Origin of the sequence: Streptomyces sp. NPDC004134 (assembly GCF_042874195.1) — a bacterium.
Taxonomy (GTDB): domain Bacteria; phylum Actinomycetota; class Actinomycetes; order Streptomycetales; family Streptomycetaceae; genus Streptomyces.
The window spans coordinates 290,499-314,932 of sequence record NZ_JBIAMS010000005.1; the positions used below are offsets into that span (position 1 = coordinate 290,499).

The 24,434-nt window shown below is 74.0% G+C and carries 20 protein-coding genes and 1 pseudogene; 8 read left to right on the forward strand and 13 right to left on the reverse strand.

Going from position 1 to position 24,434, the window contains the following annotated elements:
* Positions 1-50: 50 nt before the first annotated feature.
* From efeB to ACFYVJ_RS10070, 6 genes are all read right to left on the reverse strand, one after another.
* On the reverse strand, positions 51-1,346 hold the full coding sequence (efeB, locus tag ACFYVJ_RS10045; RefSeq protein WP_388888423.1) for an iron uptake transporter deferrochelatase/peroxidase subunit: 1,296 nt from the start codon (positions 1,344-1,346) through the stop codon (positions 51-53).
* Positions 1,343-3,610, reverse strand: a complete 2,268-nt coding sequence (locus ACFYVJ_RS10050; protein ID WP_388888426.1) for a copper resistance CopC/CopD family protein — start codon at positions 3,608-3,610, stop codon at positions 1,343-1,345. The genes efeB and ACFYVJ_RS10050 overlap by 4 nt, the downstream gene beginning before the upstream one ends.
* 10 nt (positions 3,611-3,620) lie before the next feature.
* Complete coding sequence (locus ACFYVJ_RS10055) at positions 3,621-4,160, reverse strand: copper chaperone PCu(A)C (protein WP_388888427.1); 540 nt, start codon at positions 4,158-4,160, stop codon at positions 3,621-3,623.
* On the reverse strand, positions 4,157-4,822 hold the full coding sequence (locus tag ACFYVJ_RS10060) for an SCO family protein (protein WP_388888430.1): 666 nt from the start codon (positions 4,820-4,822) through the stop codon (positions 4,157-4,159). Before ACFYVJ_RS10060 ends, ACFYVJ_RS10055 begins: the two co-directional genes overlap by 4 nt.
* 91 nt (positions 4,823-4,913) lie before the next feature.
* Entirely contained in the window at positions 4,914-5,693 is a 780-nt protein-coding gene (locus ACFYVJ_RS10065) for a YcnI family protein (RefSeq protein WP_388888602.1), read from the reverse strand.
* A gap of 171 nt (positions 5,694-5,864) precedes the next feature.
* Positions 5,865-6,767, reverse strand: coding sequence for a hypothetical protein (locus ACFYVJ_RS10070; RefSeq protein ID WP_388888605.1), 903 nt, complete (start codon positions 6,765-6,767; stop codon positions 5,865-5,867).
* Positions 6,768-6,900: 133 nt separating this feature from the next.
* Here ACFYVJ_RS10070 and ACFYVJ_RS10075 point away from each other — a divergent pair, with 133 nt between their 5' ends.
* Positions 6,901-7,356 carry an ATP-binding protein gene (locus ACFYVJ_RS10075; RefSeq protein WP_388888433.1) on the forward strand — a complete coding sequence of 152 codons (456 nt, stop codon included), beginning with the start codon at positions 6,901-6,903 and terminating at the stop codon, positions 7,354-7,356.
* Positions 7,357-7,378: 22 nt separating this feature from the next.
* Here the strand turns inward: ACFYVJ_RS10075 and ACFYVJ_RS10080 are convergent, their stop codons facing one another.
* Positions 7,379-8,038 carry a hypothetical protein gene (locus tag ACFYVJ_RS10080; RefSeq protein ID WP_388888436.1) on the reverse strand — a complete coding sequence of 220 codons (660 nt, stop codon included), beginning with the start codon at positions 8,036-8,038 and terminating at the stop codon, positions 7,379-7,381.
* A 261-nt stretch (positions 8,039-8,299) separates the two neighbouring features.
* On the opposite strand from ACFYVJ_RS10080, the gene ACFYVJ_RS10085 reads away from it, so the two are divergent.
* The 3 genes from ACFYVJ_RS10085 to ACFYVJ_RS10095 all read left to right on the forward strand — a co-directional run bounded on the left by ACFYVJ_RS10085 (position 8,300) and on the right by ACFYVJ_RS10095 (position 11,970).
* The gene (locus ACFYVJ_RS10085) at positions 8,300-9,040 is read left to right on the forward strand and encodes a hypothetical protein (RefSeq protein WP_388888439.1); all 741 of its coding nucleotides are present in this window, start codon (positions 8,300-8,302) and stop codon (positions 9,038-9,040) included.
* Positions 9,041-9,121: 81 nt separating this feature from the next.
* Positions 9,122-10,480: a P1 family peptidase gene (locus ACFYVJ_RS10090; RefSeq protein WP_388888442.1), complete on the forward strand. Its 1,359-nt coding sequence runs from the start codon at positions 9,122-9,124 to the stop codon at positions 10,478-10,480.
* A gap of 107 nt (positions 10,481-10,587) precedes the next feature.
* Positions 10,588-11,970, forward strand: coding sequence for a glutamate decarboxylase (locus ACFYVJ_RS10095; RefSeq protein ID WP_388888445.1), 1,383 nt, complete (start codon positions 10,588-10,590; stop codon positions 11,968-11,970).
* 156 nt (positions 11,971-12,126) lie between these two features.
* Here ACFYVJ_RS10095 and ACFYVJ_RS10100 read toward each other — a convergent pair whose 3' ends face one another.
* From ACFYVJ_RS10100 to ACFYVJ_RS10110, 3 genes are all read right to left on the reverse strand, one after another.
* Positions 12,127-13,233, reverse strand: coding sequence for a DUF3533 domain-containing protein (locus ACFYVJ_RS10100; protein WP_388888448.1), 1,107 nt, complete (start codon positions 13,231-13,233; stop codon positions 12,127-12,129).
* 66 nt (positions 13,234-13,299) lie between these two features.
* Positions 13,300-14,403 carry a calcium:proton antiporter gene (locus tag ACFYVJ_RS10105; protein WP_388888451.1) on the reverse strand — a complete coding sequence of 368 codons (1,104 nt, stop codon included), beginning with the start codon at positions 14,401-14,403 and terminating at the stop codon, positions 13,300-13,302.
* 130 nt (positions 14,404-14,533) lie between these two features.
* The gene (locus tag ACFYVJ_RS10110) at positions 14,534-15,475 is read right to left on the reverse strand and encodes an AraC family transcriptional regulator (RefSeq protein WP_388888454.1); all 942 of its coding nucleotides are present in this window, start codon (positions 15,473-15,475) and stop codon (positions 14,534-14,536) included.
* Between the two features lie 81 nt (positions 15,476-15,556).
* Between ACFYVJ_RS10110 and ACFYVJ_RS10115 the strand changes: the two genes are divergently transcribed.
* Both ACFYVJ_RS10115 and ACFYVJ_RS10120 read left to right on the forward strand, forming a co-directional pair.
* Entirely contained in the window at positions 15,557-16,390 is an 834-nt protein-coding gene (locus tag ACFYVJ_RS10115) for an NAD(P)H-binding protein (RefSeq protein WP_388888457.1), read from the forward strand.
* A complete protein-coding gene (locus ACFYVJ_RS10120; protein ID WP_388888459.1) occupies positions 16,383-16,898 on the forward strand; it encodes a DUF1772 domain-containing protein in 516 nt (171 codons plus the stop codon). The genes ACFYVJ_RS10115 and ACFYVJ_RS10120 overlap by 8 nt, the downstream gene beginning before the upstream one ends.
* Positions 16,899-17,247: 349 nt before the next feature.
* Here ACFYVJ_RS10120 and ACFYVJ_RS10125 read toward each other — a convergent pair whose 3' ends face one another.
* Positions 17,248-17,814, reverse strand: coding sequence for a PepSY domain-containing protein (locus tag ACFYVJ_RS10125; RefSeq protein WP_388888462.1), 567 nt, complete (start codon positions 17,812-17,814; stop codon positions 17,248-17,250).
* Positions 17,815-17,944: 130 nt separating this feature from the next.
* Between ACFYVJ_RS10125 and ACFYVJ_RS10130 the strand changes: the two genes are divergently transcribed.
* Positions 17,945-18,631 (forward strand): response regulator transcription factor, encoded by a 687-nt coding sequence (locus tag ACFYVJ_RS10130; RefSeq protein ID WP_388888465.1) that lies wholly within the window; start codon positions 17,945-17,947, stop codon positions 18,629-18,631.
* Positions 18,632-19,184: 553 nt separating this feature from the next.
* Positions 19,185-20,294 (forward strand): annotated as a pseudogene (locus tag ACFYVJ_RS10135) (sensor histidine kinase); the annotation flags it as partial.
* Between the two features lie 256 nt (positions 20,295-20,550).
* On the opposite strand, the gene ACFYVJ_RS10140 reads toward ACFYVJ_RS10135, so the two are convergent.
* Both ACFYVJ_RS10140 and ACFYVJ_RS10145 read right to left on the reverse strand, forming a co-directional pair.
* The gene (locus tag ACFYVJ_RS10140; protein ID WP_388888468.1) at positions 20,551-22,134 is read right to left on the reverse strand and encodes an aminopeptidase P family protein; all 1,584 of its coding nucleotides are present in this window, start codon (positions 22,132-22,134) and stop codon (positions 20,551-20,553) included.
* Positions 22,135-22,282: 148 nt separating this feature from the next.
* Positions 22,283-24,238 carry a SpoIIE family protein phosphatase gene (locus tag ACFYVJ_RS10145; RefSeq protein ID WP_388888471.1) on the reverse strand — a complete coding sequence of 652 codons (1,956 nt, stop codon included), beginning with the start codon at positions 24,236-24,238 and terminating at the stop codon, positions 22,283-22,285.
* Positions 24,239-24,434: the final 196 nt, after the last annotated feature.

The window sequence follows — 24,434 nt, forward strand, 5'->3', positions numbered from 1 at the left end:
TCCCGTACGAAGGGGGGCTGCCCCAGCCGTACGCACCCGACCGCCTGCGCTCAGCCCTCCAGCAGCCGCTGTCCCACGTACTCGCCCTCCGCCGCCCCGCCCGGCACCGCGAACAGCCCGCTCGCCTCGTGCCGCAGGAAGCGCGAAAGCCCGTCGCCCCGGTCCAGCTTGCGCTGCACCGGCACGAACCCCTTCAGCGGATCCGCCTGCCAGGCGACGAACAGCAGCCCGGCATCGGGCACCGGTCCGTCCCTGGTGTCCAGATAGCCGTCGTGGTACGAGAACGAGCGGCGCAGCATCGTCGCCCCGCCGTTCGACTCCGGCGCCGCCACCCGTACATGCGCGTCCCCCGCGATGGCAAGGGAGCCGTCCGCGAGTTGCTTGTTCATGTCCACCGGCGTCGTCTCTTCCCCGCCCGACAGCGGGGCACCGTCCGACCTGCGGCGCCCGATGACGCGCTCCTGCCGCTCCGGCGACAGGTGGTCCCAGGTGTCGAGCAGCATCCGGATCCGGCGGAACACGGCGTACGAGCCGCCCGCCAGCCACTCCTGCGCGCCGCCGGCGGACGCGGGCACGAAGACGTGCTTGCCGAAGTCCGGGTCCTCGGGCTTCGGGTTGTTGGTGCCGTCGACCTGCCCCATCAGGTTGCGTGCCGTACGGGGCCTGTCGGTGGCGCCCGGGGTGCGGTTGAAGCCGCTCATCTGCCAGCGCAGCACCGCCGCGTCGCCCGCCCGGCGCTGGAGCGTGCGCAGCGCGTCGAACGCCACCAGCGCGTCGTCCGCGCCGATCTGCAGCCACAGGTCGCCGTCGCTGCGCCGCGCGTCCAGCGCGTCGGCGGAGAACGGCGGCAGCGGGGCGAGCCCGTCCGGGCGCCGGGCGGCCAGTCCCGTGCGGTCGAAGAACGTGCGCCCGAAGCCGAACGTCACGGTGAGCGCCGCGGGCCCGGCGTCGAGCGCGCTGCCGGTGCCGGCCGCCGCTCCCTTGCCCTCGCTCAGCTCTCGGGCCGTCGCCGACCACCGCTTGAGCAGCGCGGCGGCCTCCTTGCGCCCCGCGCCCGGGGCCAGGTCGAAGGCGGCGAAGTGGCCCGCGGCCTGCAGCGGGGTGGTGATGCCCGCCTGGTGCGTGCCGTGGAACGGCACCCCCGTCGCGCCGATCGACGTCAGCGGTGTGGGGGGCGCGTCCCGCAGCGCCTCGGCGGCGGCCGCGCCGGAGGCGCCGCCGGCGAGGAGCCCCGCCGCCCCGGCGGCCCCCGCCGCGCCGACGAGGCGGCGGCGGGAGACCGGGTGCCGGGGGGCTGCTGCCGTCTCTGTCTCCGGTGCGGTACGGGCGGAACGTGTCGAACTCACGGGATCGTCAACTTCTTCTCTTCTGTCACCTGGTCGATGGGCGAGGTGCGCACGGTCATCCGGAGGGTCCACTCCCCGGGCATCGGGAGCTGCACGCCGGTGGCGGCCCAGTGCCCGTTCTCGACGGGGGTGGGCGTGACGTCGAGCGGGCCGACGTTCTTCTCCTCCAGGGTGAAGGAGAGCCGTACCTCGGGGACGTTGAGGAGCTGGTTGTTGGCGTCCGTGAGGTAGATGTGCAGTTGGTTGTCGCCGGTACGCCCCGGGTCCACGGTGATCTCCGCGGTCCCGGCGCCGCCCTGGCCGCCCGTGTCGTACGGGATCTTCACCTTGACCGGCCCGGCCGGCTGCCGCTGCGCGGACTCGGCCGCGGCCTGCTCGGTCTCGGCCCTGCCGGGCTGGGTCCCCGTCAGGAGCGTCACGACGGAGAGCAGTACGACGGCGAGAACGGTCTCGACAAGGACCGACTGGCGCAGGCCCCGGCGCACGGGGTCGGAGTCGCGCTCCTTGCGCGCGCGGGTCGCGTCGACGGCGGCCCGCTGACGGGCGAGCTGCTCGGCACGGCCGGGGTCGTCGCCGGCGCGGGGCTCGGCCCCGCCGCCGGACTCGGCGTCCTCGTCGGGCCCGTCGTCGGAGGGGTCGTCGCCGGAGGGGTCGTCGTCCGGTATGGAGCCGGAGCCGGAACCCGCACCGGAGCCCTGCGCCGGCACCGTCACGCCGTCCGGAGCGCCGCCGGAGGCGGCCGCCGCCGTGCCGGTACTGCCCGTACCGCCCGCGTCCGCGGTGGCGCCGGCGTGCACGAGCTGCGCCTCCGCCGGCTCGCCCGCCTCTTCCGCGCGCGCCGCGAGGCCCGAACCGGCCAGCCGCTGCGTCCAGCGCCGCGACGTCCAGCCCGCGGTGATCAGCACCGCGACCAGCCCCAGCTTCACCAGCAGCAACTGCCCGTACGACGTGTCCGTCAGCGCGCCCCAGCTCCCCAGCCCGCGCCACGCCTGGTAGAGCCCCGTCGCGGCGAGCACCGACACCGACGTCAGCGCCAGCCGCGAGAAGCGGCGTATGACGTACGACGGGACCCGCGGCCCGAGCCGCAGGCTCAGCGCCAGCGAGGTGAGGCCGCCGAGCCAGACGGCGACGGCCAGCAGGTGCAGCATCGTCATCGGCACGGCCAGCCACGGCTGGATGCCGGTGGAGGCGTGCTCGGCCATGCCCCACGTCGCGGCGAGGCCGACGGCGACCACGCCGCCGCCGAGCCCGAGGCCGATGGCCAGGTCGCGGCTGCGCGCGGCGTCGTCCCCCGCGGCCGCGGACCGCGCGGCAGACGAGTCGGCGGGCTCGGCCGGCTCGGTGGCCGGCTCGGCGGCGTCCGGGCCCGTACCCGCACCGGTCCCCGCGCCCGCTTCCGCCTCCGCCTCCGCGCCCTTCGCGTCCGGCGCGGTCTCCCGCCCGTACACCCCGAACAGCACCGCCAGCACCACCGCCGCCGCGCCCAGCAGCAGCAGCCGCGACAGCAGCGCGGTGCCCGGCCGGGTCTCCAGCACGTCGCGCAGCGAGTCGAGCCCGAAGTCCGCGCCCGTGTACGGCCCGCGCAGCAGCAGCAGCGCCACGGTGGCGGCGAACAGCAGCGCCCAGCCGCCGGTCGCCACCCGGCGCACGACCCGGTTGCGCCCGCCGCACACGCCCGCGAACACGGCGCCGCCGACGAGCAGCACGAAGCCCGCGTACGCCACGTAGCGCCCGGTGTCGTACAGCGCCTTGGCGCTGCCGTTGTCCTCGCCCGCCTCGGACACCGCCACCGTCGTCTTCGACGGCTTGCCCACGGAGAACGTGAAGGCGCCGGAGATCGGGTGGCTGTCGGCGGACACGGTCTTCCAGACCACGGTGAACGTGCCGTCCGGCAGCCCGGGGCGCAGCGCGGTCGTCGCCGTCTTGGCGTTGCCGTCGACGTGGGCGGCACCGCCCTTGGTGACGTCGTTGCCGTCGGGGTCGAGGACGCGGATGGCGTCGTCGGCCAACTGGACGCCCTCGGAGAAGTCGAGCGTGACGGCCTGCGGCGCCTCCTGGACGACCGAGCCCTCGGCGGGGTCGGTGCCGGTGAGCGCGGCGTGCGCGGCGGCCGGGGTGGCGCCGGGCACGAGGACGCACACCACGGCGGCGACGGCGGCGCACAACGCCCCGAGCGCACGCCTGCGATGCGCGCCCCTGCGGTGCATCGACCGCCGGCGGATCGATGCGCGAAGGGCTCGGTGGAGCTGTCCGGTTGGGGTCATGACACGCCTCTCACTCCGCGGGGCGGTACGTCGTCGGCTGCACCGGCACCTCGACCTCGATCGGCTCCGACTCGGCGAAGTGCAGCACGAAGGACACCTTCTCGCCAACCTCCGGTTTGCGATCCAGCTTCTCCAGCATCAGATGGTCGCCGCCGCGGGCGAGGGTCAGCTCGCCGCCCGCGGGCACGTCGAAGCCGTCGACGGCGCGCATCCGCTCGCCCTCGGTGGTGTGCATGGTGACGTCGTCGGCGAGGTCGGTGCTGACGGCGGTGAGCCGGTCGTCGGCCGCGCCGTCGTTGCGTACGGTCAGATAGCCGGCGGCGAGGTCCTTCATCACCGGCTGCGGTACGAAGCCGGCCTCGGCGCGCAGCCGGGGCCCGGAGCCGGGTCCGGAGCCCGGCCCCGAGCCGGAGCCGGTGCCGGAGCCGTCGCCGGACTGCCCCTTCGTCCCCGTACCGGAGTCGTCACCGGAACATGCGCCCAGGCCGAGGCCGAGGGCGAGGGACAGGGCGGCGGCAGTGACTGCTGACACCCGTCGCCCGCGGCTCACGGGTTCTGCCCCTTCACCAGCTTCGGCATGTCCTTCGCGTACTGCTCCGCCGTCACCCCGGCCAGATACAGCACGTGCGCCTTGTCGTCCTTCGGCGAGTACGCCAGCACCTCCGCGCCGTGGCTGACGGTGATGCTGCCGTCCTTCTCCTTCACCGGCTTCTCCAGGTGCACGCCGATGCTCCGCGCGGCGTCCTCGACCGCGGCGAAGTCCCCGGTCAGGCCGATGAAGTCCTTGTCCTGTGCGTCGAGCCACTCGCCCATGCGCTTCGGGGTGTCGCGCTTCGGGTCGGTGCTGACCATGACGACCTGCAGCTCGTCCTGCTCGGCGCGGGGCAGCTTCTGCTTGGCGATGGCGATGTCGCTCATCGTCGTCGGGCAGACGTCGGGGCAGTTGGTGTAGCCGAAGAAGAGGAGGGTGGGCTTGCCCGCCGTCTCGGCGACGAGGTCGTACTCCTCGCCCTCCGTGTCGGTCAGGACGAGGTCCGGTTTCTCCTTGGGGGTGTCGAGGACGACACCGGGTTTGCTGCTGCCGCCGGAGATCTCCACGGCGGGTTTGGCGCTGTCGTCGCCGGAGTCGGAGCCGCAGGCGGTGAGGGTGAGGGCCGCGGCGGCGGCGAGGGCCGCGGCGGCGTAGACGGTGGTCGTACGGGTTGTGCGCATGCCGTGCTTCCTTGAGGGCTCGCGGGTGGCCCGCCCGGTGCTGCCGGCCGGGCCACCCCTTGCGTATACGTGCCGGGTGCGGGTGCCGCGCCTACTGCGCCGAGGAGGAGCCGCCCGCGCTGCCGCCGCCCGCGCCGCGGCGCCGCGACTGCACGCCGAACGCGACGCCGGCGACGCCGAGCGCGATGCCGACGATGCCCAGCGTGCGGGCCATGGTGTCGGAGGAGCCGTCGTCGTCGGCGGCGCTGTCGCCGGTGCCCTCGCCCTCGTCCTCGGCGGCGGCCTGTTCGGCGTCGTCGCCGTTCCCGGCGTCGTCGTCGGAGTCGCCCCCTCCGCCGTGGCCGCCGTCCTCCGCGGGCGTCAGGGCCAGCACGGGCGCCGGGCTCTCCGGCTCCTCGCCGCCCTCCTCCGGGACCTCGATCCAGCGGACGACCTCGTCGTTGTCGTACGTCTGGACCGCCTTGAACACCAACTGGTCGGCGTCCTCGGGCAGCGCGCCCATGGAGACCGGGAACCGCTGGAACGTCCCCGGCTCGACCTTCCCGCCGGACCACGTGACCTTGCTGACCGCCTCGGTGATCTTCTCGCCGTGCGACTCGATCGGGGTGTCGAGCTTGGCCTGCTCCACCTTCACGTCCCAGCCGGGCACGGGCTCCGGCATGACGGACGTCAGCGGGTGGTCGGTCGGCAGGGTGACCTCCAGCTTGATCGTGGAGGCGTCGTCGCGCTCGTTGGGCACCTTGAAGTTGACGGTGGCGTACCCGCCCTGCTCCGCCTCGCCGGGGTCGATGCTGACGTGCGCGGCGGCCGGCCCGGCGAGGAACAGGACGGCACCGGCGGCGACGGCCGTGCTGACGGACATTCGCCGCATACGGGATGACTTCATGACTGACACACTCCGGTGGGTGTGGATGGATTGGGGGTTGGCGCGCGTGCGGCAGCGGCGCGACCACCCGCTCACCCGAAGCCTTGCGCCCGCGTTCGCCCGTGTCGTATGGGGCGTGCGGCGCGTGGGCCGTAAGCCGGAAGGGGTGCCGTCGCGTCAGGCCGCGAGGGCGAAGGCCGGGGGCCCGCGGCGTACGACGGTGTGCTGCAGTTCGCGTACGGTACGGGCGCTCCGCTCGTCGTACGCGGTCGCCGCCCCGGGGCGCACGGCCGGCCGGCCCGCGCCGTCGAACCCGGCGTCGAGGGCCCGCCGGTAGCGCACGGCGGCGCGCAGCGGGGCGAGGCCGGCGCCGGTGGCGAGGTGCAGCAGGGTCGTCAGCGCGGCGTCGCCGCGGCGCAGCAGCCACCCTGCGGTGAGGGCGGCGAGGAGGTGGCCGAGGACCATCGGCAGGGAGTACGTGGACAGGTCGAACGCGGCGCCGAGGCCGTCACCGATCCCGCCGCCGTGCGCGGCGTGGGCGGCGCCCGTACCGGCGCCGGCGTCCGGGTCGAGCCCGGCGTTGGTGACGATCTCCCGGGCGCGGCCCTCGGTGAGGTCCATCGCGGCGTCGTTGCACAGCAGCCGCCGGGCGAGGTCGACGGCGGTGCTGCCGCCCTCGCCACCGGAGCCGCCCGCGTGCGCACCGCCGTGGCCTCCCGCCGCGACGGCGCCGACGGCGCAGTGCTGACCGAGCCCGAAGACCCCGTGCAGCCCGATCTGCCCCACCGCCAGCAGCCCCGCGATCCCGGGCAGCGACCGCTCCCGCCCGGCCAGTGGCACGGCCACCGCGAACACCAGCGCCGCGGCGACGCCGAGCGTCCACAGCGGCACCGTCTCGTTCGAGGCCAGCACGTGCCCGCCCGCGGACAGCACGACGCAGACCGCGGTGAACACCGCGGCCCGCAGAAGGCGCAGCTCCGCACTGGCGGGAGCGTGAGAGGCAGCCATGGCGGGCGCCATCATCTCACCGCACGGCCGTACGGACCCCGCCGGGGCGCCGATCGACCGGATCCGGGCCAGTTCATCTCCCACCCCGAAAGGCGGAAGAAACCCCTCCGCCGAATGAGGGTTCTCACGCAACTCGCGTGCTTACGGTGCCGACACAAGGGTTATACGTACCGTATGTCGGGGTGGCGGCCAGGAGGCTGAACGCATGAGCATGTGGTGGTCCCTGCGACTGCGCCGGGAGGCGGCCAGCGTCCCGCTCGCCCGCCGCCTGCTGGTCGGCGCGATGGAGACGGCCGGGGTGGACCCGGACGTCGCCTTCGACCTCTCCCTCGCCCTCACCGAAGCGTGTGCCAACGCCGTCGAACACGGCGGCGCGGCCCCCGGCGAGGACTACCGCGTCACCGCCCACTTCGACGGCGACCGCTGCCACATCGAGGTCATCGACTCCGGCCCCGGCTTCGCCACCCCCACCCCACATCCCGACTCCCCCGCCACGCCCCCGCCCCTGACCGACACGGGCGCGGAGGGCGGCCGCGGCCTCTTCCTGATCGCGGAGCTGAGCGACCACGTCGACATCCGCGACCGCCCGGGCCGCGGCGCGGTGGTGAGCTTCGACAAGATCCTCAAATGGCGCGAGGACGCTCCTCTGCAGGCGGCGTGACGCCGCCGGGGCGGCCCGGGGGCTATTCGAAGGTCACCTTGCCGTGGTCGTCCGTGCGGACGGGGAGGTCGTTCCAGGTGAAGTCGAAGTCGCCGCTGCGGCATGACCACAGGACGTCCTGGCAGAAGTAGCCCGTGTCCTCGCCCGGTGGTGCGGTGAAGACGTCCGGGAGGCGGTCGCAGCGCGGGTCGCGGGGGGCCAGGGGGCCGTCGGCGTCGCTGCGGGCCACGTGGCGGGCGTACGCCGCGTAGACGGCCTGGGCGGTGTGGACGCCGGTGACGGGGGCGGTGTCGTAGCGGGGGCGGGAGTCGGGGGTGGTGCCGGTGCGCTTCACCTTCCAGGGCACCTCCACGTCCGCGTAGAAGACGGTGCAGCGGGTGGTGGCTCCGGCGCGGACGGGGAGGGCGCCGGTGCAGCGGCCCGGGCGGACGGGGCGGAGGTCGTCGGCCATGAGGAGGGTCTCGCGCTGCAGGCGGACGAGGAGCCGGTCGGTGCCGTCCGCGCCGCGGCCCGCCGCCGGTACGGCGCGCGCGGCGGCGGCCGTGGTCAGGGCGGGGGACCCGCCGCCGGGGCGGATCTCGACGGGGCGCCGCAGACCGCCGACGTCGGAGGGCTCGGGGCGGTCGTCGCAGCGGTGCGACGTCTCCGTACAGCCTGATAACAGGGTCACCACGGCTGTCACGGCTGTCACGGTGGGGGCCAGGGCGCGGCTCATTACTCCGTTCTACCTCCGGACACCCTTCTGAAAGAACGGTGCGCCCCGTTCACCCCGGCGTACGCCCCGGCGGCTCCCCCCGCGCGCCCCCGCGGATCGGCGTGGTTCCAGGCGTGTCCGGGGGTGGGTCCGCAGGGGGCGTACCATCGGCGGCTGCCCCGGCCGTGCGACCGCTTTGCCCTGAATGTACGATTCTGGCGTTGCTGTTCCCTCCTGGAAGGAACTCCGATGCCCCGTACTCGGAAAGCGACCCTCGGCGCCCTCGGCGCCACGCTTTGCGCGACCGCTCTGGTCGGTACCGCAGGAACCGCCCACGCACAGGACGACAACGGCGTCGCCAAGAAGAGCGCCACGGACATAGCCAACCGCGCCGTGTCGTCGTTCAACGACGCCAGGTCCCTGCACGTCACCACGGAGAGGACGGGGTCCGGCCTCGGCCGTACGGACGTGACCAGCCTCGACGTCAGCGCCGACCGCGACAACAACTGCGTCGGCACCGTCGGCTTCGCCGCCGACGGCGGCAGCCTGGAGGTCATCCGGCACGGCGACAAGATATGGGTCAAGGCCAACGCCGCCTGGCTGCGGAACAACCTCCCTTCCGGCCAGTCGAAGGACGTGCAGAAGCTGGAGGGCAAGTTCCTCCAGGGCACCGCCCAGGACCAGGGCCTTTCCGATCTCGCCAGGATCTGCAGCATCAACGAGTTCCGCGACACCCTCAAGGACGCCACCTCCATGGGCACCCTGAAGAAGGGCAGCGAGACGACCGCCGACGGCAAGCCCGTCATCGACGTCACCAGCAAGCACAAGGGGGTGGACATGACCCTGTCGGTCTCCACCCAGGGCAAGCCGTTCCCGGTGCGCGCGACCTCGAAGGGCGACGGCGATTCGCAGACCACGAACTTCACCTTCGACCAGCCCGTCCCGGACAAGACCCCGCCGGCCGGCGAGACGGTCCCCTGGGGCCGCTGACGCACCCCGGCAGAGCCGGTCCCGCTGCCCGTCCGCGTTCGCGTCGCCGCGATGTCAGTCCCCGGTGTGAGACTGGTGCCCATGAGCGAAGAGCGCGGGCGGGCACGGGATTTCGGCATCCCGCTGACCGGCGAGCCGGGGGAGTGGAACGCGATCACGGACGTCCCGGGCGTCCAGGTCGGGTACGTGACGCTGACCGGGGGCGACGACGTACGGACCGGGGTCACGGCACTGCTGCCGCGCGGGCGCGACGGCGTCGGCACGCCGTGCGCGGCCGGGTGGCACTCGCTCAACGGCAACGGCGAGATGACCGGCACGGCGTGGCTGGAGGAGAGCGGCTCGCTGGCGGTGCCGGTGCTCCTCACCAACACGTACGCGGTCGGGCCGGTGCACCGCGGCGTGGTCGAGTGGGTGCGTACGCACCGCAGGGACATGGCGCCGGAGTGGCTGCTGCCTGTGGTAACCGAGACGTGGGACGGATACCTGCACGACATCCACGGGGCGCACGTCACCCCGGCGCACGCGGGCGCGGCGATCGACGCGGCGGCGGGCGGGCCGGTCGCGGAGGGCGGCGTCGGGGGCGGCACGGGCATGCGGTGCTACGGGTACAAGGGCGGCTCGGGCACGGCGTCGCGCGTGGTGCGGTACGGGGCGGAGAGGTACACGGTCGGGGTCTTCGTGCAGGCCAACTTCGGGGCGCGACGGGAACTGGTGGTGGCGGGGGCGCCGCTGGGGCGGGAGCTGTCGGAGGCGGCACGCGGGGACGGGGGCGGTAGCGGTAGCGGCGGCAGTGGGGGTGCGGCCGGTACGGGCGCGGGCGGCGGGCCGGATGCCGGTACGGGGCGGGGGGACGGTTCGTACGAGAGCGGGGAGGGGCCCGGGGATCCGGAGGATCCCGTGGACTCCGTGAGCCCCGTGGACTCCGCGAGCCCCGTGGACTCCGCAAGGCCCGTGAGTCCCGCGGACTCCGTCGGCCCCGTGCGGTCCCCGAGCCCCGTGGATCCCGAGCGGCCCGTGCCGCCCGGGGCCGGGTCCGTCATCGTCGTCGTCGCGACCGACGCGCCGCTGCTGCCCGGCCAGTGCAAGGCCCTCGCCCGGCGGGTGCCGCTGGGCCTGGCCCGTACGGGCACCACCGGCAGCCACTTCTCCGGCGATCTCTTCCTCGCCTTCTCCACCGCCAACCCGGGCGCCCTCACCAGCACGTTCCCGCCCCGCCCCGCCGCGGAAGGGGACGCCGGTGAGGACGCTCCGTACGAGACGCTGCGCTTCATACCCTGGGGCCGCGTCGACCCCTTCCACACGGCCGTCGTCGAAGCAGTCGAGGAGGCCGTGCTCAACGTGCTGACCGCCGCCGAGCCGATGACCGGGCGCGACGGGCACCATGTGCCCGCGTTCCCGCTCGCGGCCCTCGCCGGGCTGCGGCAGGCGCGTACGGGCTGAGCCGGATGCCGCACCCGGCCCCCCGCGGGCCGCGGGCGGCGTGTCGGTCCGTGCCCCGCCGCCCGGGGTGCCCACGATGGGTGCGCCGAGGCGAGAGGATCCGCACCGTGGCCCTGCACCAGACCGACCGCGGCGTCGCCGGACCGTACGACGACGTCTACGCGATGCCCATCAGCGAGCACGCGCTGCCCAAGTACTTCATGCCCGAGGAGGTGTCCGACCCGCGCGCCGTCAAAGCGCTCATCCGCGACGAGCTGGCCCTCGACGGCAACGCGGCGCAGAACCTGGCGACGTTCTGCACCACCTGGGCCGAGGACGAGGTGCACAGCCTCATGGACGAGTGCATCGGCAAGAACATGGTCGACAAGGACGAGTACCCGCAGACCGCGGACATCGAGAACCGCTGCGTGCACATCCTCGCCGACCTGTGGCATTCCCCGCACGGCGAGACGACCATGGGCTGCTCGACCACCGGCTCCAGCGAGGCCGCGATGCTCGGCGGCCTGGCGCTCAAGTGGCGCTGGCGCCGGCGCCGCGAGGCCGAGGGCAAGCCCGCCGACCGGCCGAACCTGGTGTGCGGCCCCGTGCAGGTGTGCTGGGAGAAGTTCGCCCGGTACTTCGACGTCGAGCTGCGCCAGGTGCCGCTGGAGCCGGACGCCACCGGGCTGCGCCCGCACCAACTGCGCGAGTACGTCGACGAGAACACCATCGGCGTCGTCGCCATCCTCGGTGTCACCTACACGTGCGACTACGAGCCGGTCAAGGAGATCGCCGCCGAACTCGACGCGATCCAGGCCGACACGGGCCTGGACGTGCCCGTGCACGTGGACGCCGCCAGCGGCGGCTTCGTCGCCCCGTTCCTCCGCCCCGAGCTGGAGTGGGACTTCCGGGTGGAGCGGGTGGCGTCCATCAACTCCTCGGGACACAAGTACGGCATGGCGCCCCTGGGCGTCGGCTGGGCGATCTGGCGCACCGCCGATCTGCTGCCCGAGGACCTGATCTTCCGCGTCAGCTACCTCGGCGGCGACATGCCGACGTTCGCGCTGAACTTCTCCCGGCCCGGCGGCGAGGTCGTCGCGCAGTACTACAACCTGCTGCGGCTGGGCCGCGCGGGCTACCGCCGCATCTACCGCGCGGCGGCCGGCAGCGCCGAGTGGCTGGGCGAGCAGATCGCCGGCATGGGCCCGTTCACGCTGCTGTACGACGGGCGCGGCGCGCTGCCGGCGGTGTCGTGGACGCTGACGGACCCGGCGGCCGCGGGCTTCACGCTGTACGACGTGACGGAGCAACTGCGGCTGCGCGGCTGGCAGGTGCCGTCGTACCCGCTGCCGCCGCGGCGGCAGGAGACGGTCATCCAGCGGGTGCTGATCAGGCACGGGATCAGCCACGACAAGATCGAGCTGCTGGCGGCGGACGTACGCGAGGCGCTGGGCCGGCTGAAGGACGGGGCGGGGACCCCGGCGCCGCACCAGCCGGGCTTCCACCACTGAGCCGCGGGACGGGGTCACCGGCCGGCGGCAGGTACGTGTCACGGCAGGGCAAGGCAACGTACGTGTCGCGGCAGGCAGGCAGGCAGGCAGGCAGGCAGGCAGGCAGGCAGGCAGGCAGGGCAGGTGCGGGTCGGCCGAGTCGGCCCGGCCCGCCCCTCAGACCAGGCGGCGGGCGTCCGACTTGTGGATACGGGCGAACACCAGCGTCAGCACCGCCCCGCCCACCGCCCACGCCGCGAGCACCAGCAGCGGCCCCGTCACCGCCCGCCCGTCGAAGTACGCGATCGAGCGCGCCGTCCACGTCCCCGCCCCCGGGATCAGCGCAGGACCGATCTCCCGCCAGAACGGCGGCAGCAGCGGATACGGATACGCCCCGCCCGCGCTCGGGTTGCCCGCGATGACGATCACCAGCACCGTCATCCCGATGCCGAGAATGCCCAGCATCCCCTGGAACGCGAACGTCGTCGCCCCCGCCGCGGCCACCACCAGCGCCCCCAGCGCCGCAAGACCCAGCACGCTGCCCGGCAGCGCCCCCAGCACCGGACCGATCACCACCGCACCCAGCACCCCCAGCGCGATCGAATGCAGTGCCAGCACCCCCAGCCGGATCACCGCCCGCCGCTGGTCCGCCGGGCGCGACCCGTAGCTGACCGCGAGGATCGCCGCGCACAGATACCCGCCGACCGACCACCCCACCACCAGGTAGAACGACGACAGCCCCCGCGCGTCCTGCGGGTCCGCCGGCGCCACGTCCACCGTCCGTACGGACCGGCCCTCCGCCCGCTCCGCCGCCGTCACGACCTTCCGTACCGCGTCCGACAGCGACTGCCCGCCGCCGCTCGCGACCAGCAGCAGGTCCGTCGACCCCCGCGGGGCCACGACCAGCGCGCCGTCCAGCCTGCGGTCCCTGATCCGGTCCACCGCCGCCGCCCGCGACGCCGCCGCCCGCGCCGACAGCGGCGAGCCCGGCAGCCCGTTCAGCCCGTCGACCACCTTCCCCCGCACCTGCGCCGGGGCGACCACCCCGACCGGCACGTCCTTGGGCTTCGGCGCGTGGAACGCACCCGCGTACGAGGTGATGAACAGCACCCCCAACGCCAGCACCCCCAGCAACAGCACCGCCGACCGCGGCGTCACCGCATCCTTCACCTGACGCCGGAAACTCTCCCCGCCCGCCGGCCCCCCGTCCGCCGAACCGCCCCCGGGCACCCCGCCGTCAGCCGCCCCGCTGCCCCCCAGGCCGTCCCCGTCGTCCAGACGCATGCCCCCAGCCTCCGCGACACCCCCCGCCCCCGCACCGCGGATACACCCGAACGAGCCGTACCCCACTCACGGCATCACCGCCAGCACCAGATACGCCGCGAACAGCGCCAGATGCACCCCGCCCTGCTGCAACGTCGCCCGCCCGTGCGTCACCGTCAGCGTCCCCACCACCACCGTCATCGTCAGCAGCACCAACTGACTGCTCCCCAGACCCAGCTTCAGCGGCCCCTCCAGCCAGATCGACGCGATCGCCACCGTCGGGATCGTCAGCCCGATGCTCGCGATCGCCGACCCGTACGCCAGGTTCAGACTCGTCTGCACCCGGTCCCGGCCCGCCTCCCGCACCGCCGCGATCGACTCCGGCAGCAGCACCAGCAGCGCGATCGCCGCACCCACCGCGGAACGCGGCAGCCCCGCCGCGTCCAGCCCGTCCTCGATCGCGGGCGACACCCCCTTCGCCAGCCCCACCACACACACCAGCGCCAGCAGCAGCAGCCCCAGACCCCACCGCGCCGTACGCTTCGACGGCCGGTGCGCCGGGTCGTCCATGTCGTCGATCACCTCGCCGCCCGGCGTCACCGGCAGGAACTTCTCCCGGTGCCGCACCGTCTGCGTCGCCACGAAGACCCCGTACAGCGCGATCGACGCCAGCGCGGCGAACGCCAACTGCCCCGTCGCGAACACCGGGCCCGGCTCGCTCGTCGTGAACTTCGGCAGTACCAGACTCAGCCCCGCCAGCGTCGTCACCGTCGCCAACTGCGTCCCCGTACCCTCCGCGCTGAAGAACGCCTCCCCGCGGCGCAGCGCGACCAGCAGCAGACTGAGGCCCACGATCCCGTTGCACGTGATCATCACCGCGGCGAACACCGTGTCCCGGGCCAGCGCGCTCGACTTCTCGCCCCCGTCGACCATCATCGTGACGATCAGCGCCACCTCGATGACCGTCACCGCCACCGCCAGCACCAGCGCCCCGTACGGCTGCCCGATCCGCTCCGCCACCACCTCCGCGTGATGCACGGCGGCCAGCACCGCGGCGATGAGGAAGAAGGAGACGACGCCGTTCAGGACGCCCGAGAGCGGACGCTGCCACGTGAAGGCCAGCACCACGGCGGCAGCCGGCGGCACGACGACCGACCAGTGCAGGCGCCGGGAAGCCGTGCGGACGGTCATGTTCCGACACTCGCACGCGGCGCGCGCCCCTGCTCATCATGCGCGGCCGGACGGCTGTCCCGAACGCCCCGGCCCACCTCCCCGAACGCCCCGCCGTACCTCCCCGCACGCCCCGGGCATACCGCCCGTACTACGCCCCCGCCGCCGCCAGCCGGTGCTCCTGCGGACTCACCCCGTGCACCCGCTTGAACGCCGTACTCAGCGCAAACGGGCTCCCATACCCCACCCGCCGCGCCACCGCACCCACCGTCGCCTCCGGCTCCCGCAGCAGATCCGCCGCCAACGCCAGCCGCCACCCCGTCAGATACGTCATCGGCGGCTCCCCCACCAGCTCCGCGAACCGCCGCGCCAGCGCCGCCCGCGACACCCCCGCCCGCACCGCCAGCTCCGCCACCGTCCACGGATGCGCCGGATTGTTGTGCAGCAACTTCAGCGCCCGCCCCACCACCGGATCCCCCTGCGCCCGGTACCAGCCAGGCGCCCGCGCCTCCGGCCGCGCGAACCACGCCCGCAGCGCCGCCACCACCAGCAGATCCAGCAGCCGGTCCAGCACCACCCGCTGCGCGGGCCCGTTCCGCCCGATCTCCTCCTCCAGCACCGGCAGCACCGGGCAGTCGCACATGTCCTTCGTCACCACCACCAGCCGCGGCAGCGCGTCCAGCAGCCGCGCACCGATCTCGCCCGTGTTCTCGTACGACCCGATGAGCATCCGCGCCGAACCGCCGCCACCGTGCGCCCACGTCCGCACATCCGCATCCAGCTCGTCCGCCAGACTCCGCCCGTCCGGCGTCTCACAGCGCCCGCCCGCGTGGATCAGCGCCTGCGGCTCCGTCGCCGGATCGTCCGAGAAGACATACGGATCAGGGCCACGCATGATCGCGATCTCACCCTCCCCCACCCGCACCGGCTCCGCGTCGTCATACGACACCCACGCCGAACCGCTCGCCAGCGCCACGATCGACAACGGCGCCCGGTCCACCACCCGCACCGACCACGGCGGCTCCAGCAGCGCACGGATCATCAACGCGCCGTGCGCCCGCGGACTGTCCAGAAGACCGGCAATCGAATCCATACCCGCCAGCGTAGACGCTCACGTATGCCGGCGAGCCTTTCAGCCATGGAGCGTCCAGCCGCCCGCCGGTTCACTGGCCCTATGACAAACAACGACCAGAACGACATCCACCTCGTCATCGGCGGCACCGGCAAGACCGGCCGCCACGTCACCGAGACCCTCACCGCCCGCGGCCACGCCGTACGCGCCGTCTCCCGCCGAAGCGACACCCCCTTCGACTGGCACGCCCCCGACACCTGGACCCCCGCACTCCGCGGCGTCCGCACCGCCTACCTCACCTACGCCCCCGACCTCGCCGACCCCGCCGCCGCCCCCGCCATCCGCGCCTTCACCGAGACGGCCGTACGCGCCGGCGTCCAGCGCCTCGTCCTCCTCTCCGGCCGCGGCGAACCCGAATGCCACCCCAGCGAGGACGCCGTCAAGGAATCCGGCGCCCAGTGGACCATCGTCCGCTGCGCCTGGTTCATGCAGAACTTCGACGAGGACTTCCTCCTCGAACCCGTACTCTCCGGCGAACTCGTCCTCCCCGCCGCCGACGTCCCCGAGCCCTTCCTCGACACCCGCGACATCGCCGACGTCGTGGTCGCGGCCCTCACCGAAGACGGGCACAGTGGGACCACGTACGAACTGAGCGGCCCCCGCCTCCTCACCTTCGGCGACGCCGCCGCCGAGATCGGCAAGGCCACCGGCCGCGACGTGCGCTACGTGCCCGTCACCCCCGAACAGTTCCGGAAATCCGCCGCCGGACACCTCCCGGCCGACGTCGTCGAGATCTTCGCCGAACTCTTCACCCGCATACTCGACGGCCGCAACGCCCACCTCACCGACGGCGTCCGGAAGGCCCTGGGACGCGCCCCCCGCGACTTCACCGACTTCGTGCGCGAAGCGGCCGGAAGAGGAGCCTGGAATGTCTGACTTCCGCACCGCCGCGCTGTTCGCGGCCGTCCTCACCACGGGACTGAGCGCCGGCCTCTTCTACGTCTGGTCGTACTCGGTGATGCCCGGCCTCGCCCGCGCCTCCGACCGCACCTTCGTCGAGAGCTTCCAGCAGATGAACCGCGCCATGATGAACGGCTGGTTCGCCCTCACCTTCGGCGGCGCCTTCGTCCTCCTCCTGCTCGCCGGCGGACTGCTCCTCGGCGCCGACGGCGACCAGCGGTCCAAGCCGCTGCCGTGGCTCATCGCCGCCCTCGTCCTCTACGTCGCCATGCTCGCCATCACCTTCGCCATCAACGTGCCGATGAACAACGAACTCGACGCCGCCGGCGCCGTCGACCAGATCAAGGACCTGGCCGGGCTGCGCGAGCGGGTGGAGGACAGGTGGGTGCGCTGGAACAACGTCCGCTCCGTCGTCATGGTGCTCTCCTTCGGCAGCGTGAGCTGGGCCCTGCTGCAGTACGGACGCGCCACCGGCAAGGGATAGCCGGGTGGCGGGACGGGGCCGGCACCGGGGGCACGGGGCTCCGGGGCCGGCCTTCGTCATGCGCGGAGTGCGGTGCGGCGGGGTGCCGTGCGACGGGGGTGCGGTGCGGCGGGGTGCCGTGCGACGGGGGTGCGGTGCGGCGGGGTGTGCCGTGCGGCGGGGGTGCGGTGCGGCGAGCGCGGTACGGAAGGGGACATACCCGCGGACAGGGAAAGCCCCGGCGGGACCGCCTCCGTGTGAACTGGGGAGTATCACGGAGCGGCACCCGCCGGGGGCCGGGAGGATGGATCAGGGAAGGAGCGGGGCGTACGGACCAGCCGGTGGGCCGGCCCGTAGCTCAGCCGGTGGCTCAGCCGTCCGAGCGGTCGTCGCCGTCGTCGTCGGAGCCGTCGTCACCGGAGTCGTCGCTCTGGTCGTCGCTGTCGTCGTCCTTGCCGTCGTCACTGTCGTCGTCGTCCGACTGACCGTTGTCGTCCCCGCGGTCCGCGACGATGTCACCGCTGGCCGCGTCGACGTTCACCTCGTACCACTTGCCGTCCTCGCCGAGGACCTCGATCTCCCACTTGCTGGCCTCGCTCTTGCCGTCGTCGTCCGCGGCGTCGAACTCGGCGGAACCCACCGTCCCCGCGTGCTCCTGCAGCGCCGCCGCGATCGCGTCGTCCACGCTCACCTTCGCCGCGGCGAGCGCCTCCGCCTCGGCCCGGTCGTCGTCCTGGCCGTCGTCGTCCCGGTCGTCCCTGCCGTCGTCGTCCCGGCCGTCATCCTTGCCGTTGTCGTCGCCCACCTGCACGTCCGCCGGCACCGAGGCCGCGTCCGCCCCACTGTCGCCGCCGTTCGAGGCCGCGACCGCGGTCACCGTGCCGCCGGTGATCAGAGCGGCCGACGCGACGGCGGCGATGACGATGTTGCGCTTCATGAGGGTTCCTCCTGCTGTCGACGGCTCGTGCCGCTGTCTGCTGACAGAGACCAAGCTGCCTGAGCGACCCTGAAGGCATCCTGAAGGCACCTGAAGGGTTCTTCAGGTTCGGTTTGCGACCCTTAGGGGCATGCGACTGCTGATCGTCGAGGACGAGCGACGCCTCGCCACCTCCCTCGCCCGCGGGCTCGCCGCCGAGGGCTTCGCCGTGGACGTCGTCCACGACGGCGTCGAGGGCCTGCACCGGGCCACCGAGACCGACTACGACCTCATCGTCCTCGACATCATGCTCCCCGGCCTCAACGGCTACCGCGTCTGCGCCGCCCTCCGCGCCGCGGGCGACGAGACCCCCATCCTCATGCTCACCGCCAAGGACGGCGAATACGACGAAGCCGAGGGCCTCGACACCGGCGCCGACGACTACCTCACCAAGCCCTTCAGCTACGTCGTCCTCCTCGCCCGCGTCCGCGCCCTCCTGCGCCGCCGCGGCCGCACCGCCGCCCCCGTCCTGCGCGTCGGCGCCCTCGCCGTCGACCCCGCCGCGCGCCGGGTCCACGTCGCCGACACCGAGGTGACGCTGACGACCAAGGAGTTCGCGGTCCTCGAAGTGCTCGCCCAGCGCGCCGGGGAGGTCGTCGCCAAGTCCGAGATCCTCGACCACGCCTGGGACTTCGCCTACGACGGCGACCCCAACATCGTCGAGGTCTACGTCAGCGCCCTGCGCCGCAAACTCGGCGCCCGCACCATCCAGACCGTACGCGGCGCCGGCTACCGCCTCGCCGACCCCGACGCGTCCGGCGGCAGCGCCCGTGCGTAGCCCCTTCTCCTCCGTACGCGCCAAGGCCGCGGTCGGTGCGACGGCCGTCGTCGCCCTGGCGCTCGTCGCCGCCGGGGTCGCCGTCCTGCTCGTACTCCGCTCCAACCTGCACGACCAGGCCGAACTGCGCGCCGAGGTCAACGCCCGCCGCATCGCGACGGAACTGAGCAACGGCATCCCGCTCGCCGACCTCGACCTGCCCGACGACAACCCCACGGTCGTACGCAACGACAGGGACCGGCTCGTGCTCACCAGCGAGGAGCTCGGCAGCATCACCGGCGCCGGTGACGGCCCGACCAAGCCGCCGGCCGCAAGCCGCGCGGAGAGCCCGCCGCCGAGCCCTTCGCCGACACCGACGCCGAGCCCGACGGGGGACTCGGACGACTCCGGGGACTCCGGGGACTCCGGGGACGACAACGGCGGGGACCGCGACGACGACGCGGACGACGACGCCGAGGACGAAGCGGACGACGCCGCGGACGACTCGGCCGACGACTCATCCGACTCATCCGACTCGGCCGACGACTCCGGCGACGACTCCGGCAGCTCCGGCGACGACGACCCGGCGCCGCGCCGCGGCGAGGTCGAGGACGAACCGGAGAACCGCACCGGCACCGCCGTACTCGACGGCGAAAGAGCCGACTACCGCTTCGCCGGACTCAAGGTCACCTCCCCCGACGGCCAGACCTACACCGTCTGGGCCGGCGTCCCCCTCGACACCGAACAGAACGCCGTCGGCACCGTCGGCCGCGCCATGCTCGCCGGACTGGTACCGCTGCTCGCCGTCGTGGCCGGGGTGACCTGGCTCGTCACGCGGCGCGCGCTGCGGCCGGTCGAGGGCATCCGCGGAGAGATGGCCGCGATCACCGCCTCCACGGACCTCTCCCGCCGGGTGCCGGAACCCGCCACCCACGACGAGGTCGCCCGGCTGGCCCGTACCACCAACGAGACCCTGACCGCGCTGGAGAAGTCCGTCGAACGCCAGCGCCGCTTCGTCGCCGACGCCTCCCACGAGCTGCGCAGCCCCATCGCCTCGCTCCGCACCCAACTGGAGGTCGCCGCCGCCCACCCCGAACTGCTCGACCTGGACGGCGCGGTGGCGGACACCGTACGGCTCCAGCACCTCGCCGCGGACCTGCTGCTGCTGGCCCGGCTGGACGCCGGGGAGGAGCCTTTGGGCAAGCCGGTCGCGCTGGGCGCGCTGGTGCGGGAGACTGTGGAACGCCGCGCCGCGGAGGGCCGGGAAGGCACCGGTCCGCGGCGCGGGGTGGCGGTCGTGGCCGGGGAACCGGCGGACGCGACGGTGGCCGGCTCACGCAGCCAACTGGAGCGCGTCCTCGGCAACCTGCTGGACAACGCGGTACGGCACGCCGCCGGCCGGGTCGACGTCACCGTGCGCCGCGAGGGTGCGTGGGCGGTGCTGGAGGTCGCGGACGACGGCGCGGGTGTGCCGCCGGCGGACCGGGAGCGGATCTTCGAGCGGTTCGTCCGCCTCGACGACGCCCGCAGCCGCGACGAGGGCGGCGCGGGCCTGGGCCTGGCGATCGTCCGGGACGTGGTCGTACGCCACGGGGGGACGATCGGCGTCGGCGAGGCGGCGGGCGGCGGGGCGCTGTTCACCGTACGGCTGCCGCTGAGCGGACCGACGGCGGACGGCGACTGACGACCGGATGGCCTGAGGACCGATGGCTGAAGGACCGTTGCCTGTGACGGCTCAGGGGTAACGGCCCACGGTTCAACGATTGACGGCTGACAGATTTCAAAATCTGTCATCCGTCAATCGATAATCGTCACGCATCAACCAGCCGGGCGGGGCGCCGAATTCGTGCAAACCTTCCGCGCCCCGGCTGCGTCTTCTCCAGTGCACCGGCCGGTGTCCGCCCGTACGCGCCGGCCGGTGCTCCGTTCCGTCCCGCGGATCAGGCCCGCACGCGCGCCATCCACGCCTCGACCTCGTCCGCCTGCCGCGGCAGCCCGTCCGACAGGTTCCGGCAGCCGTCCTCCGTCACCAGGATGTCGTCCTCGATCCGCACGCCGATCCCCCGGTACTCCTCCGGCACCGTCAGGTCGTCCGCCTGGAAGTACAGCCCCGGCTCCACCGTCAGGCACATCCCCGCCCGCAGCGTGCCGCCCACGTACTCCTCGGTGCGGGCCGCGGCGCAGTCGTGGACGTCGATGCCGAGCATGTGCCCCGTGCCGTGCAGCGTCCAGCGCCGCTGGAGCCCCAGCTCCAGCACCTTGTCCACGTCCTCGACCTGGAGCAGCCCCCACTCGATGAGCTTCGCCGCCAGCACCCGCTGCGACGCGTCGTGGAAGTCGCGGTACGCCGCCCCCGGCCGGACGGCGGCGATGCCCGCCTCCTGCGCCTCGTACACGGCGTCGTAGATCCGCCGCTGCAGCGGCGTGTAGGTGCCGTCGATGGGGAGGGTGCGGGTGACGTCGGCGGTGTAGAGGTTGCGGGTCTCGACGCCGGCGTCGAGCAGGAGCAGTTCGCCGGAGCGGACGGCGCCGTCGTTGCGTACCCAGTGCAGCGTCGTGGCGTGCGGTCCTGAGGCGCAGATGGAGCTGTAGCCGACGTCGTTGCCCTCGACGCGCGCGCGGAGGAAGAACGTGCCCTCGATGTAGCGCTCGCTGGTGGCCTCGGCCCGGTCGAGGATCTTCACGACGTCCTCGAAGCCGCGCGCGGTCGACTCGCAGGCGTACTCCAGCTCCGCGATCTCGAACTCGTCCTTGACGAGCCGCATCTCGGAGAGGAAGACGCGGAACTCCTCGTCCCGCTCGCCGGTGACCTTGTCGTCGAGCGCCTTGTCGACGGCGGCGTCGTAGCCGCGCAGCAGCCGTACGGGGCCGGCGGCCTCCGCCAGGTGCTCGGTCAGCGTGCGGACGTCCTTGACAGGGAGGCCGAGCAGCTTCTCGTTCTCGGTGAGGCTGTTGCGCCGGCCGACCCACAGTTCGCCCTGGCCGGAGAGCCAGAACTCGCCGTTGGTGCGGTCGGAGCGCGGCAGCAGGTACGCGGTCGCCTCGTGTCCCGGGGTGCCGTCGCCGGTGGTGACGGGCTCCAGGACGAGCACGCCGTCTTCGGTCTGGTCGCCGGTGAGGTAGGCGTAGTCGGAGGAGGGCCGGAAGGGGTATTCGGTGTCGTTGGCCCGGACCTTGAGGTTGCCGGCGGGGATGACGAGGCGTTCGCCGGGGAAGCGCGCGGAGAGCGCGGCGCGGCGCTCCGCGGCGTACGGGGCCTGGGGGAGGGGCTGGAGGTCGTGGCGCTCGGTGTCGGCCCAGCCGGACTTCATGTTCTCGGCGAGTTCGTCGGAGAGGGCCCCGTAGAGGCCGTTCTTGCGCTGCTTGACGGGCTTCTCCTCGGCGCCCTCGGCCTCGGTGCCTTCCGCGCCCTCGGCGCCTCCCGCGGTCGCTCCGGGCGCGGTCTCCGCGGTCTCCGCGGGTACCGCGGTCTCCGCGGTCTCCGCGGTCTCGGGCGTCCGGGTCTGCGGCTGCTCCTGGGTCACGGCTTCCTCCTCTGCGATGCGTCGGCCGCTCCCAGCGTACGGCCGGGGGCGCGCCGCGAAGACCCCGCGAGCAGTGACGTTTCGAACGACGCGGCCCGAGCCGCCGTCCGCCGGGCGGCCGCCCCGCGCCCCGGCAGGCGGCAGGCGGTCAGCCGGTGAGCTGTACGGCGAGCAGGACGACGTCCTCGGGATGGTCGGCCCCGTCGTGCGGGCCGGCGGGCAGCAGCCGGGCGAGGACGTGGTCGGTGAGCGCTTCGGGGTCGTCGCGTACGGGTGCGGGGGCGGTGGCGGCGGCGTGGTGGAGGCGGGTCATGGCCTGGTCGGTGGGCCGGCCGGTGCGGTGGAGGAGGCCGTCGGTGTAGAGCAGGACGGTTTCTCCTGGCGCCGGGTCGATGGTGACGCTGGGCGCTTCCCAGCAGGTGAGCATGCCGAGCGGCGCGGACAGAGTGGTCTCGGCGTACTCGGTGCGCCAGGGGCCGGTGACGAGTGGCGGGCAGTGTCCGGCGCCGGCGACGACGATGCTGCCGCGGCCGGGCGGTGCGTAGGCGAAGAGGGCGGTGGCGCGGCGGCCGGGTTCGGTGAGCCGCATGAGGAGTTCGAGGTCGGAGAGGACGGCGACGGGGTCTTCGCCTTCCATGACGGCGTACGCGCGCAGCCCGGCCCGCAACTGGCCCATGGCGGCGACGGCGGCGGGTCCGCCGCCGCCCGCGGAGCCGACGGCGAGGCCGAGGGCGCCGTCGGGGAGGGGGAGGACGTCGTAGAAGTCGCCGCCGCCGAGGGGTCCGGTGCGGTGCCGGACGGCGACGCGGGCGCCGGGGACGCGGGGGAGGCGGGCGGGGAGCAGGGCGGCGCGGACGCCGTCGGCGGCGGTGCGGGCGCGGGCGAGGTCGAGGAGCCGGGCGAGGTGGTCGCCGGCGTGGCGGGTGTAGAGGCCGGCGATGCGGCGCTGCCGGTCGGTGGGGCGGGCGGGTCCGTCGTAGAGCCACTCGACGGCGCCGAGGAGGGCGGGGGGCGCGGCGGCCGCGGGGGCGGGGCGGGCGCCGGTGCGGTAGGCGGGTGGGCCGGCTGGTTCGGGTCCCGGTGTCTCGGGGTGTACGGGTCCGGGGGTGCCCCCGGACTGTCCCGGCAGCGACTGCCCGGTGTACGGCTGCCCGGCATGCGGCTGCCCGGTGGGCGACTGCCCGGCGTACGGCTGTCCGGGGTGCGGGTGCGGCAGACCCGGTGCGGGGTGTCCGGGGGCCGGTGGCCGGGGGCCCGCGGGCCCGTGGTCGGGCTGCCCGTTGTGGTCCGTCTGCGCGGGTCCGGGCGCCGCGGGTCCCTGCGCCCCGTAGCCGGCGTGCCCGGCATTCGGGTGCCCCGCTCCCGGGTACTCCGCGCCTGGATGCCCCGCGCCCGGATGTCCCGCCTCCGGTTGCGCCGTTCCCGGATGCGCCGCTCCCGGAGGTGTGCGCTGTCCGGTTCCCGTCTGGCCCGGTTGTGCCATACCGCCCTGGTCCGGTTGTCCCGGCCCCGGGCGTCCCTGTCCCGCCGCCGCGCCGCCCGCGGGACCCCCGTCGCCCTCCGGCGCGGCCGGGCCCGGAGCCCGCACGGCTCCCGTCCCGGCCCCCGCCGCCCCTGCCCCGGCGCCCGTGGCCGCGAGCGGTACGGCGTAGCCCGCCCCGTAGCCGAGGCGCATGGCGACATCGCGGTGGCGGGGGTGGAGGTCGGGTTCGGCGGCGAGGTCGGGGCGGCAGACGTCGGTGGGGCGGGTGGCGGCGGGGGCGTCGAGGATGCGGCCGTACGACGTGGACGCGCGTGGCACGGTCTCCATGGCGCCGAGTTCCGCGGCGCCGATGCCGTATCCGACGCGGGCGTCGGGGCCGCGGCCGTCGGCGGGTTGCAGGACGGCGAATCCCCGGCGCGCGCCGAGGAGTTCCGCGCCGGCGCGGAGGATCTCGTGGAGCGCCTGTTCCAACTCCGTGGTGCGGGCGAGTCGTCCGGTGAGTTCGTGGAGTGCGGTGAGGTCGCCGGCCCAGGCGGAGAGGCGGTCGTAGGAGGCCGCGGGGGACTCGGCGGGGTGCGCGATGGCGGGCCGTAGCAGCCGCTGCAGCTCAATTCCGGCCACATTCGGGAACGGTGGGGTGCTCACCGTCGGCGGCTTTCGCGCAGGGGTTCCGCACCCGCGGCCCGCGCTCCGGCGCGGCCCGTCCGTACGGGCCTGACCGGCACAGGCATCGCGCTCAACAGCATTGCAGACCCCCATCTCATGCTGTACCACTCGCAATAGATCCACATTTACACGGACTGGTGATGCGATGTCC